This window comes from Cellulomonas fimi (assembly GCF_028583725.1).
Classification (GTDB): Bacteria; Actinomycetota; Actinomycetes; order Actinomycetales; family Cellulomonadaceae; genus Cellulomonas; species Cellulomonas fimi_B.
Genome location: NZ_CP110680.1, coordinates 4,190,593 through 4,202,783, shown reverse-complemented (window position 1 = coordinate 4,202,783; position 12,191 = coordinate 4,190,593). Strand labels below are relative to the sequence as shown.

Genomic DNA, 12,191 nt, shown 5'->3' with positions numbered 1-12,191 from the left:
GTTCACCGGTCGCTCACCGGGCGGCGGTTCGTCGGGATCCTCCGGGTTGTTGGCTGTCGTCGCCCCCGCCCGCCGCCCTCCGAGAGGCCCGCGCATGACGACCACCGACGACCGTCCCGGACCCACCCCCTCCCGCCGCGCGCTCCTGCCGTTCCTGCCGATGGCGGGGCACACGTCGGGCAAGCGGTCGCCCGTGACGTGCCACCTCAAGTGCGGCGACGCGTGCGCGCAGCCCGTCCCGAACACGACCGACAACCCGTACTTCCGTGACGTCGTCGACGCCGCACTGAGCCGTCGCGCCGTCCTCGCGGGTGCCGTCGTGGCCGGCGCGGCCGTCGCGATCGCGCCCGTGATCGGGGACGCGACGCCCGCCGCCGCGCACGGTCCGGGCGGCGGCCCGCGCGGTCGTCTCGGCTTCACCCCGATCGCACCCGTCCCCGCCGCGACCGACGCGTTCACCGTGCCCGCCGGGTACCAGTGGCGGCCGCTCGTGCGCTGGGGCGACCCGCTGCTGTCGTCGCGTGACCGGTTCGACCCCACGACGGTCACGCCCGAGGTCGCGGAGCGGCTGTTCGGCTACAACTGCGACTACGTCGACGTCCTCGAGGACCGCGACGGCCGCTCGGGGGTGCTCGTGGTGAACCACGAGTACACGAACGAGAACATCATGTTCCCGCCCGCGACGACGCCCGAGGAGCTCGACCGGCAGCGTCGCGTCGCGATGGCGTCGCACGGCCTGTCCGTCGTCGGCCTGTACCGCGAGCGCAAGGGCAAGCCGTGGACCTACAAGGTCGGCGCGCGCGCGAACCGGCGGATCACCGCGTCGACGCCGTTCACGTTCTCCGGCCCGGCGGCCGGCTCGGCGCTGCTGCGGACCGTCGCCGACCCCGCGGGCACGACAGCGCGCGGCACGCTCAACAACTGCGCGGGCGGCACGACGCCGTGGGGCACCGTCCTGTCGGGCGAGGAGAACGTCAACCAGTACTTCCGCACCGCCGGGACGTCGGCGGCCGACAAGCGGTACGGCTTCGCCGACAAGGCGACGACGCGCGGTTGGGAGAACGTCGACCCGCGCTTCGACGCCCGCAACCCCGGGTACGAGAACGAGCCGCACCGCTTCGGCTGGATCGTCGAGGTCGACCCCGAGGACCCGACCGCTCCGCCCGTGAAGCACACCGCGCTGGGCCGGTTCAAGCACGAGGGCGCGAACGTCATCGTCGGGCGGTCGGGCCACGTCGCCGCGTACATGGGTGACGACGAGCGGTTCGACTACCTCTACAAGTTCGTGGCGAAGGACCGCTACCGCGAGGGCCGGCGGCATCGCGACGCGAACAAGCGCCTCCTGACAGCCGGCAACCTGTACGTCGCGCGGTTCCTCGGCGACTCGCCCGTCTCCGAGATCACCGGGACGGGCGCGCTGCCGTCCGACGGGGCGTTCGACGGGACCGGCGAGTGGATCCCGCTCGTGCTCGACGGCGTCTCGCAGGTGCCGGGCTTCACGACCGAGGAGGTGCTCGTCTTCACGCGGCTCGCGGCCGACGCCGTCGGCGCCACGAAGATGGACCGCCCCGAGGACGTCGAGCCCAACCCCGTGACCGGTCGTGTGTACGTCGCGTGCACCAACAACACCGACCGCGGTGCCGCCGGCAAGGAGGGCGCGACCGAGTCGAACCCGCGTGTCACGAACCGGCACGGGCACGTCGTCGAGCTCACCGAGGCGTCGAACGACCCCCGGTCGCTCACGTTCGGCTGGAGCATCCTGCTGCTCTGCGGCGACCCCGCGACGACGACCGGCACGTACTTCGCGGGCTTCCCGCCCGAGAAGGTGTCGCCGATCTCGTGCCCCGACAACGTCGCGTTCGACTCGTCGGGCAACCTGTGGATCTCGACCGACGGCCAGCCCGGCACGATCGGGTACTGCGACGGCCTGTTCAAGGTGCCGCTCGCGGGTCGTGAGCGGGGGCACGTCCAGCAGTTCCTGGCCGTGCCGCGCGGCGCCGAGACGTGCGGCCCGGTCGTGCGCGACCGCGACGAGATGGTCTACGTCGCCGTCCAGCACCCCGGCGAGGACGGCACGTGGGCGGCGCAGCAGTCCTACTTCCCGGACTACGTCACCCCGGGCTCCCTGTCGGCCGGCCGCTGGGGCGGCCCCCGCCCCTCGGTCGTCCAGGTCTACCGCTCCTGACCGCCCGGGCCGGCTGGCACCCTGACACCCGCCGGCCCGCGCCGCCCCGGGGCGACCTATCGCGCGCCTCGCCCTCCCCACCGTCGAACACGGGGGCGACCCGGGTCTTGTGACCGCTCAGGGCGTCGTTCCGGTCACCAGGCCCGGGTCGCCCCACGGTGCGGGGGGAGGTAGGCGGGTCGGTGGGGGGCGGGCGTGGTGAGGCGTCCACAGGCGGGCTTGGGTGGGGCTGGCTCCACAGGAGCGGTCGGGCCGTCTGCCGGGCGGCGGGGCGAGGCGGTGAGGTCGGGCCATGCCTGGCCGGTCCGACGTCCCGTTGCCTCTGCTCACGCTCGCTCGACGCCAGGGCGGGCTCGTGTCCGCCGCGCAGGCCTCGCTCGCAGGCGTCGGAGGCAGCAGACGGACGCGGCTCGTGTCGTCGGGGCGGTGGGTCCGACGCACCAGGTCGGTGTACGAGGTCATGCCCGGCCGGGCGCGGACGGTCGACGAGCGGCGGCAGACCGCCGCGTGGCTCGGGCTGCTCGCGTTCGGCCCGGACGCGGTCGCGGTCGGTGCCGCGGCGCTCGTGCTGCACGGGGTCGCCGGGCTCCCGGCGGACGTCCGACCGGAGGTCGCGCTCCCGGGCGGCCGTCATCTCCGGGACCGCGACGGCATCACCGTGCGGTGCTTCGGCGACCCGACACCGTTCCCGGTCCGCCGGTACGGCGCAGGGCGCGTCGCGCAGCTGCCGTGGGCGCTCGCTCAGGCACTGCCCGGTCTGGGCACGCGCCACGCCGTCGCGGTGCTCGACGACGTGCTGCGCCGCGGGCTGCTCCCGGCCCAGGCGCTCGGGGACGTCCGTCGGCTGGTCGCGGGTCGCCGCGGTGCAGCCGCCGCGCGCGACGTCTGGGGTCTTGTCGACCCGCGGGCGGAGTCGCCGCTCGAGTCGTTCGCGCGCGTGGACTGCGTCGCCGCGGGCGTGGCGCCGGACGACCTGCAGGTCGTCGTCCGGTCGGCGGATGGGGCGTTCCTCGGCCGGGCGGACCTGGGGTGGCGGCTCGACGGCCACCGGTGGTTGCTGGCCGAGATGGACGGGCGCGAGGTGCACGAGACGCCCGACGCCGTGCTCCGCGACCGACGACGTCAGAACGCGCTGCTCGCCACGGGCCGCGTGACCCTCCTCCGCTTCACCGCCGCCGACCTCGGCGCGTCGGGACCGTTGGTCCGCACGATCACCGCCGCCCTCCCGCCCCATCGTCGACCCGGGTGTGGTGACCGCTCCCGCGGCGTTTCCGGTCACCAGACCCGGGTCGGCGGGGGAGGCGGTCCGGGTGGGCGTGATAGGACGGGGCGGTGACTCTCGCGAACCTCGGGGCCGACGGCGGCCCGGACGACACGACCCCCTCGACGACCGGACCGACCACGCACGGTGGCGACGGCACCACGACCTCCGACGGCACGTCGACGACGACGAGCGGCGGCAGCAGCGCCGGAACGACCGGGGGCGGCGCCGGGCAGGCGGGTGGCGGCGGTGACGCCGACGCCGACGCCGACGTCCGGCCGGCACCCGCGACCCCGTTCCACGACCTCGACGCGTACGTCGGGATCCCTCGGGTGTCGGGGTTGGTGCTGTCGCCCGACGGCACGCGGTTGGTGACGGCCGTGTCGACGCTCGACGCCAAGCGCACGAAGTACGTGACGGCGTTGTGGGAGGTCGACCCGACCGGTGAGAAGCCGGCCCGCCGGCTGACGCGCAGCGCGAAGGGTGAGGCGAGCGCGGCGTTCACGTCGGGCGGCGACCTGCTGTTCACGAGCGCGCGCCCCGACCCCGACGCGAAGGACGGCGACGACGACCCGGTCCCCGCGCTGTGGCTGCTGCCGGCGGACTACGCCGAGGCGCGCGTGGTCGCGGACCGTGCGGCGGGTGTCGGCGGGGTGCGGACGGCGAAGGACGCGTCGGTCGTGCTGGTGAGCAGCGACGTGCTGCCGTCGGCGCCGGACGCGGAGACCGACGAGAAGCTCCGCAAGGCCCGCAAGGACAAGAAGATCGCGGCGATCCTGCACGACGCGTACCCGGTCCGGTACTGGGACCACGACCTGGGCCCGGACGCGCCGCACCTGTTCACGGCGGACCTGTCGGCGGACGTGGTGACGCCGCTCGCGGGTGACCGGGACCCGCGCCTCACGCTGCGGGACGCGACGCCGGACGCGCGCGCGGCGCTCGTCGAGCAGTCGGCGGCGATCGCGCCCGACGGCCGCACGGTCGTGACGGGCTGGACGTCCTACCTGGCGCGCGGGGACCAGCGCAGCGAGCTCGTAGCGGTCGACGTCGCGAGCGGGGAGCGGCGGACGCTCGTCGCGGACGAGGGCGCCGACCTGTACGGGCCGGTCGTGTCGCCGGACGGCCGATGGGTCGTCTTCACGCGCGAGTCGATCTCGACGCCGCACCGCGCGCCGCAGGTGACGTTGCAGGTCGTGCCGCTCGCGGGCGGTGAGGCGCGCACGCTCGCCGAGGGCTGGGACCGCTGGCCGCACGACCCGGTGTGGCTGCCGGGGTCGGACGGGCTGCTCGTGCTGGCCGACGACGACGGGCGCGGGCCGGTGTTCCGGGTCGACCTCGCGTCGGACACGGTGACGCGGGTGACGGCGGACGATGCGGTGTTCACGGACCTGCAGGTCAGCCCCGACGGGCGGACCGCGTACGCGCTGCGCTCGTCGTACGAGGCGCCCGCGCACCCGGTGCGGATCGACCTGGCGGAGGCGATCGCGTCGGGCGCGCCGGTCCCGGCGACGGCACTCGTCGGGCCGGTGGCGACGCCGACCGTCCCGGGTCGGCTGACGGAGGTCGAGACGACCGTCACGGACGGCCGACGCGTGCGCGCGTGGCTCGCGCTGCCCGACGGTGCGAGCGCCGACCGCCCCGCGCCGCTGCTGCTGTGGATCCACGGTGGCCCGCTCGGGTCGTGGAACACGTGGTCGTGGCGGTGGAACCCGTGGCTGCTGGTCGCGCAGGGGTACGCGGTGCTGCTGCCGGACCCGGCGCTGTCGACCGGCTACGGGCAGGACTTCGTCCAGGCCGGATGGGGCTCGTGGGGCGAGGCGCCGTTCACGGACCTCATGGCGGTCACGGACGTCGCGGAGGCGCGCGACGACGTCGACGCGTCCCGCACGGCGGCGATGGGTGGCTCGTTCGGCGGCTACATGGCCAACTGGGTCGCGGGGCACACGGACCGGTTCAAGGCGATCGTCACGCACGCGAGCCTGTGGGCGCTGGACCAGTTCGGCCCGACGACGGACGCGGCGTACTACTGGGAGCGCGAGATGACCGCCGAGATGGCGCTCGAGAACTCGCCGCACCGGTTCGTCGAGAAGATCGTCACGCCGATGCTCGTGGTGCACGGCGACAAGGACTACCGGGTGCCGATCGGGGAGGGCCTGCGGCTCTGGTACGAGCTGGTGTCGCGGTCCGGGCTGCCGGCCGACGACGAGGGGCGCACGCCGCACCGGTTCCTCTACTTCCCGGACGAGAACCACTGGATCCTCAGCCCGCAGCACGCGGTCGTCTGGTACCAGGTGGTGCAGGCGTTCCTCGCGCAGCACGTGCTCGGCGAGGCCGACGTCCGGTACCCGGAGGTGCTCGGCTGATCGGGTGAGATGCCGCCTCCGGATGCGGAGTGCCAATACCCGCGCCAAACTCCTCTGTCAATAGTCGAGCGCCGCCCACTTCGACCCAGATCGAGGGGCGTCCCTGGGTGTTCGACGGGACGGAAGGAGCCACGCATGGGTATCGGAGGCGGCATCGCCCTGATCGTCATCGGCGCGATCCTCGCGTTCGGCGTCCGGGACAGCATCGACGCCATCGACCTGACGATGATCGGCTACATCTGCATCGGTGCGGGAGTGCTCGCGCTGATCCTGGCGCTGGTCATCAACGCGCAGCGCAGCAACACGTCGCACCGCGAGGTCGTCGACCACCGCGCGGTGGGCACGGCGCAGCCGGTCGCGCAGCCCGTGGTCCAGCAGCCGGTCCAGCCGGTGCAGCAGACCCCGGTGCAGCCGGTCCAGCAGCAGCAGCCCCCGCAGGCCCCGCCCGCGCCTCCCGCGGGCGCCTGACCGTCGCGGGCACCCGCCCGCAGGACCACGACGCCCCGGCGACCTGACCTGGTCGCCGGGGCGTCGCGTTGCGCGGGCGGGGTCCGCGACGGTGGACCGGCGCCCGACGGGGCGGGGCTCACGCGGGCGGCGGGCTCCGCCGGCCGACTCGGCGGGGCGTCTCGTGGGCGGCGGGCTCCGGCGCGCGACTCGGCGGGGCCTCTCGTGGGCGGCGGGCTCGGCGCGCGACTCGGCGGCGCTCACGCGGGCGGCGGGCTGGGGTGCGCGACCCGGTGGGGCTCTCGCGGGCAGCGGGCTCCGGCGGTCGGCGGCGTCAGGCGCGGGCGGCCTCGACGAGGACCGCGGCGAGGTCGTCGGGACGGCTGAACATCGGCCAGTGACCGGTCGGCAGGTCGACGTAGGTGACGTCGTACCGGCCGAGCTCGGTGTGCAGCGGCGGTCCGCCGTCGACCATGGTCCGCAGCACCCCGGACGGCAGGCTCGTGCAGACCGCGGTCACCGGCACCGCGAAGCGGCGGTCGTCGCCGACGCGCACCGCGCCGCGCGCGACGGCCCCGGGGTGCGGGACGGCCCGCTCCCGGAACCGGTCGAGCGCCGCGTCGTCGAGCCCGTCGAGACTCGATCCCTGGTCGGCGAGCTCCTCCCACGACGGCAGCGGCAGGTCGGCCTGGTCGGTGGGCAGGTCGAGCGCGAGCGCGGACCCGTCCTCGAGCGGGCCGCTGTCGACGTACACGGCGCGGCGCACGCGGTCGGGCCGCCGGTCGACGACCTCCCCGACGACCGCGCCGCCGCCGGAGTGCCCGACGAGGACGACGTCGCCGCCGTCCGCGGTGACCCGGTCGACGAGCTCGACGACCGTCCGGACGTGGTCGGCGCGCGTGACGCCGTCGGTGCCGTCGGCCGGGTCGAGCCCGGGCAGCGTGACGGGGTGGGGCTCGAGGCCGGCGGCGCGCAGCCCGGGCAGGACGTCGTCCCACGCCCATGCGCCGAGCCAGAAGCCGGGGACGAGGATCAGGTGTGTCGTGGTCATGGGACCAGCGTCGCGCGAGGTCGGTGACACCCGTCTGTCACCTTCGTGTCACCATCATGGAGTCCCGACGACGACCGTGGAGCGCGACCGTGAACCGCACCGACCGCCTGTACGCGATGGCCGAGGAGCTGCGTCGCGTCGGCCCGCGCGGCACCACGAGCGCGCGGCTCGCGCGGCTCTTCGAGGTCACAACGCGCACCGTGAAGCGCGACGTGAGCGCGTTGCAGCAGGCCGGTCTGCCGGTCGTCGCGCAGGCCGGTGCGGGCGGCGGCTACGTCCTCGTGGGCGCGACGCTGCCGCCCGTCGCGCTCACGCCTGCGCAGGCGGTCGCGCTGGCCCTCGCGGTCGACGCGCTGCCGGCCGGCAGCCCGTTCGGCGTCGACGCGCGGACGGCCCGCGACAAGGTGCTCGACGCGATGCCCGCGCCCGACCGCGCGCGGGCCCTCGCCCTCTCCGAGCGGGTGTGGACGCGGCCCGACAGCGCACCCGCGAGCGGGGTGGGGCGCGCGAGCGCCCCCACGAGCCCGGCGCCGTCCGACGGTGCCTCCACGAGCACCGCGCCGCCTGGGGACGGGACGGCCCTGGCGGCGCGTGGGACTCCCGGCGATCCTCCGCGTGCCCCCCGGAGCGGCCCGCCGGTCGCGTCGTCGGGCGTCCTGCGGGCCGTCGAGGACGCGTTGTCCCGGCAGCGGGTGCTCGCGATCGAGTACGCGCCGGTCACGGGTGCGCCGTCGCAGCGACGCGTCGAGCCGATCGTCCTCACCCGCTCGCACGGACGCTGGTATCTCGCGGCGTGGTGCCGCACGCGCGACGACGTGCGGTGGTTCCGGCTCGACCGCATCCGCCGCGCCGACGTGACCGCGGAGCCGTACGACGCCCGCCCGGTCGCCGTGGTGGGCGAGCCGCCCGACGACGCCCGGCCGGTGGGCCGCCGGGAGCACGACCTCTGACGGTCCGGGCGGGCACGAGCCGGCGACCCGCCGCTGCCGGCGACCCGCCGCTGCCGGCGACCCGCCGCCGGCGGCCGGCACCGACCTCGACGAGCCGCCCGCGAGCGCGACCTGCTGAGGCCGACGGTCGGCCACCGGCCGGTCAGGCCCGGCGGCGGCGACCGATCAGCGCCCCGGCCGCACCGATGACGACGAGGAGCCCGGCGACGGCGGCGACCGGCGCGACCGTGCTGCCCGTACTGGACAGGCGCCCGCCGTGAGCCGCCGAGCTGCCGGACCCGCGCGAGCCCCCGGTCGCACCGGTGCCCGCGCCGGAACCGCCCGGCGTCGGGCTGACGGACGGCGTGGGCGCCGCGGGGACGTCGAGGGTCACGGCTCGCAGCGCGGTCTCGCCCGCGGCGTCGACGACGACGAGGCGCAGCAGCATCCCGTCGTCGGCGTGCGTGGGGGTGAACGTCGCGGTGAACGCGGTGCGCGTGGCGGGCGCGGCGGCGGACCGCAGCGACCGGACGGCGGAGACGCCCGTGATGGTGTTGGTCGTGACGGACGGCCCGACGGGCGCCCACGTGGTGCCGCCGTCGCGGGACTGCTCCCACCGGCCCTGCAGGTCGGAGCCGAGGACGACGAACGTCACGGTGGTGGACCGGCCGGCGACGGCCGCGACCGGTGCGCTCGCGTCGGGTCCGGACACCTCGACGGGGTCGGGCACGACGGTGAGCGTCGCGGCGGCGCTGCGCGTGGTGGCGGTGCCCGCGACGAGGGTCGACGTGGCGACGGCGCGGACGCGCAGCCCGTCGTCGGCGGCGTCCGCCGTCACGGTGAGCGTGCGGCCGGTCGCGCCGGCGACGGGCGTCCACGTGGTGCCGTCGGTGGACGACTCCCACGTCACGTCGGGCACGGGGCGGCCGGTCGTGGTGACGGTGAAGGTCGCGTCCTCGCCGGGGCGCGTGACGACGTCGACGGGGTCGGCGACCGTCGGGGGTGTGCGGACGGCGAGCGTGGCGGCGGCCGACGTCGCCGAGCCGCGCACGTTGGTCGCGACCGCGCGGTAGGACGCGCCGTGCAGGGCGTCGGTCGCCGTGACGGCGTAGGTCGTGCCGGTCGCGCCGGGGACGTCGGTCCAGGTGCCGTCGACGAGCGTCTGCCAGCGGACCGTCGGGGCCGGCAGGCCGGTGGCGGCGACGGTGAAGGTCGCGGTGCCGCCGGCGTCGGCCGTGGCGGGGGCCGGGTCGGTCACGGTGGGTGCGTCCTGCACGGTGAGCGTCGCGGCGGTGGTGGCGGTGACGCCGTGGCCGGTGAACCGCGCGCGGACCTGGAGGCCGTCGTCGGCGGCGGTCAGCAGGCGGGTCCAGAGCACGCCGGTCGCGCCGGGCACGTCGGTCCACGTCGTGCCGTCGGGGGACGTCTGCCACTGGACGGTCGGTGCGGGGTTGCCGTGCGCGGCCGCGGTGAACAGCGCGCTCCCGCCGACGAGGCCCGTCACGGGCTGCGGGTGCACGTCGACCACGGGTCCGTACCGCACGTCGAGCACGGCCTCGTTGCTCGTGACGGTCGCGGTGCCGTCGACGAGGACGGACGTCGCGACGGCGCGGTAGCGGGCTCCGTCGAACGTGGGGTCGACGACGACGGACAGCGTCGCACCGGTCGCGCCGGGCACGTCGGTCCACGTGCCGCCGACGAGGCGCTGCCAGCGGACCGACGGCGCGGGTGAGCCGCCGACGGTCGTGGTGAGCTGCGCGGTGCCGCCGTCGGCCACGACGACGCCCGCGACGGGGGACAGCGTCGGGCGGGTCTGCACGGTCAGGCGCGCGGCGGCGGAGGTCACGACGGTCTCGCCGGCGTGCACGGCGCGGACGCGCAGGCCGTCGTCGGCCGCGGCGACCGCGGGCAGGGTGAGCGTGGTGCCCGTCGCGGACGCGACCGGTGCCCACGTCGTGCCGTCGGTCGACCGCTCCCAGGTCGTCGTGGGGGCCGGCTTCCCGGCGGCCTCGCTCGTGAAGACGGCGTCCTGCCCGGCGACGACGGTGACGTCGGCGGGGTCGCGCGTGGTCTCGGCGCCCCACCGGACGCCGAGCGTCGCGGGCGCGGACGTGACGGGCGCGCCGAAGGCGTTCTGCACGACGGCGGCGTACCGGGTGCCGTCGGCCGCGCGCGTCGTGCCCGGCACGCTGAGGGTCGTCCCGGTCGCGCCGGGGACGTCCGTCCAGGTCGAGGAGCCGGGGGGCGAGGTGCGCCACTGCACGGTCGGCGTGGGCGTGCCGGACGCGACGACGGCGAACGCGGCGGTCGCGCCCTCGACGACCGAGGCGTCGGACGGCTGCCCGGTGACGCTCGCGGGGACGGCGGTCGTCACCGTGGTGCCGGCGGTCGAGCCGTCGACGGTGACGGACACGCGCGGGTCGCCCGGGGCGATGGTGAGTGTCGCACCGGCGGCGGAGTCGGCCCCGAGGGTCGTCTCGGCGCCGCTCACCGTGCCCGCGGTCGTCGCCCAGGTGAGCGGCACGTCCGCGAGGACCGCGGCGAGCGCGGCGGGCACGGCCGAGCCGTCGGACATCGTGACGGCGGCGCCGATCGCGGACGTCCGGCCGGGCAGGTCGATCGTCGGCGACGCGGTCAGCGCGAGCCGTGCGAAGGGTTCGCGGGTCGCCGCGTCGGGCGCGGTGTCGCACCCGGTCCCGGCGGCGGGGTCGACGCAGCCCCACCAGTTCGCGGGGACCGTCGCGCCGCCGCGCACGGCGTCCCGCGTGACGGTGCCGCCGACGGTGGTCGTGTTCCCGGCGAGCCGCGACGTCGTGACCTGGCCGTGTGCGAGGACGAGCGCGCCGTGCGACGTGGGGGTGCCCGCGGTGGCGGTCACGGTGTTGCCGGTGACGGTCGAGCCGGAGACGGTCGCGGTGCCGGTCTCGACGAGGACCGCCGAGCCCTGCGTCGACGCGCCCGACGTGGTCGCCGCGCTGTTGCCGGTGAACGTCGACGCGCTGACGGTCACGTCGACGTCGCCCGTGACGAACAGCGCGCCGCCGCCGGTGACACCGGCGCCGAGCGTTCCCACGGACGCGTTGCCGGTGAACGTCGACCGCTCGACGACGACCGCGTCGCCGGGGTCGACCCCGACGAAGGCGAGCGCGCCGCCCGCGGCTTCCGTCGCGGTGCTGCCGTCGAGCAGGCAGTCGCGGACGGTGAGCGAGCCGCCGCTCATCTGCACGCCACCGCCGACGGCGCCCTGGTCGGACTGGCCGGCGGGCGCGTTCGCGCTGCCGGTGACGCGGCAGGAGCTGAGGGTCAGCGCGTCGGGGGCGCCCGGAAGGGCCGACCCGGCGACGACCGCGCCGCCGCCCCACCACGGGTCGCTGACGAGCGGACGGCCGCCCGCGAGGGTCAGGCCGGTCACGGTCACGTCGAGGTGGCCGACGCCGAGCCGGTCGAGGTCGAGCACGCGCGACGCACCGTGCGCGTCGACGCGCGTCGCGTCGCGGCCCGCGCCGGTGACGGTCAGCGTCCGGCCGCCGGACGTCGGCGCGTACACGAGCGCGCCTGCCGTGAGGCTGATCGTGCCCGCTGGGACGGTCACCGCGGCGTCGGTCAGCGACTGCGCCTGGCACAGCGCCTCGCGCAGCGAGAGGGTCGCCGGGGTCGCGTCGGCGCACGCGCCGTCGACGGGCGCGTCGACGGTCGTGGTCACGACGAGCGGCGTCGGTGCGGCGACGGCCGCGGGGGCGGCGGCCACCGATCCCGACAAACCGCCCGCCAGGACCGCCGCAAGGGCGACGAATCGGTGAAATCGCAGGTCAGCGCGGTGCGGCACCGGGTCAGCGTAGGAGGATTCACCCGCTGGGAGGGCCTGGCGGTGGGGGTGAAACCTCGTAGGCTCACGACGCCGCGCGACCCCCGCACCCCCCCGTCGCGCACCCGTGCCCCCTCGTGCCGACGTGCC

The 12,191-nt window shown here is 76.3% G+C and carries 7 protein-coding genes; 5 read left to right on the top strand and 2 right to left on the bottom strand.

Annotated elements, in window-relative coordinates; all coding sequences use genetic code 11:
• The first annotated feature begins 94 nt into the window (after positions 1-94).
• From OOT42_RS18990 to OOT42_RS18975, 4 genes are all read left to right on the top strand, one after another.
• On the top strand, positions 95-2,185 hold the full coding sequence (locus tag OOT42_RS18990) for a PhoX family protein (protein WP_273652714.1): 2,091 nt from the start codon (positions 95-97) through the stop codon (positions 2,183-2,185).
• 292 nt (positions 2,186-2,477) lie between these two features.
• Entirely contained in the window at positions 2,478-3,521 is a 1,044-nt protein-coding gene (locus OOT42_RS18985; protein ID WP_273652713.1) for a type IV toxin-antitoxin system AbiEi family antitoxin domain-containing protein, read from the top strand.
• 248 nt (positions 3,522-3,769) lie between these two features.
• On the top strand, positions 3,770-5,809 hold the full coding sequence (locus OOT42_RS18980; protein ID WP_273654884.1) for a S9 family peptidase: 2,040 nt from the start codon (positions 3,770-3,772) through the stop codon (positions 5,807-5,809).
• Positions 5,810-5,944: 135 nt separating this feature from the next.
• Positions 5,945-6,277 (top strand): DUF6458 family protein, encoded by a 333-nt coding sequence (locus OOT42_RS18975; protein ID WP_273652712.1) that lies wholly within the window; start codon positions 5,945-5,947, stop codon positions 6,275-6,277.
• 313 nt (positions 6,278-6,590) lie between these two features.
• Here OOT42_RS18975 and OOT42_RS18970 read toward each other — a convergent pair whose 3' ends face one another.
• Positions 6,591-7,307, bottom strand: coding sequence for an alpha/beta fold hydrolase (locus OOT42_RS18970; RefSeq protein WP_273652711.1), 717 nt, complete (start codon positions 7,305-7,307; stop codon positions 6,591-6,593).
• Positions 7,308-7,396: 89 nt separating this feature from the next.
• On the opposite strand from OOT42_RS18970, the gene OOT42_RS18965 reads away from it, so the two are divergent.
• The gene (locus OOT42_RS18965; RefSeq protein ID WP_273652710.1) at positions 7,397-8,257 is read left to right on the top strand and encodes a helix-turn-helix transcriptional regulator; all 861 of its coding nucleotides are present in this window, start codon (positions 7,397-7,399) and stop codon (positions 8,255-8,257) included.
• Positions 8,258-8,399: 142 nt separating this feature from the next.
• Here OOT42_RS18965 and OOT42_RS18960 read toward each other — a convergent pair whose 3' ends face one another.
• Positions 8,400-11,984 (bottom strand): hypothetical protein, encoded by a 3,585-nt coding sequence (locus OOT42_RS18960; protein WP_273652709.1) that lies wholly within the window; start codon positions 11,982-11,984, stop codon positions 8,400-8,402.
• Positions 11,985-12,191 lie beyond the last annotated feature (207 nt).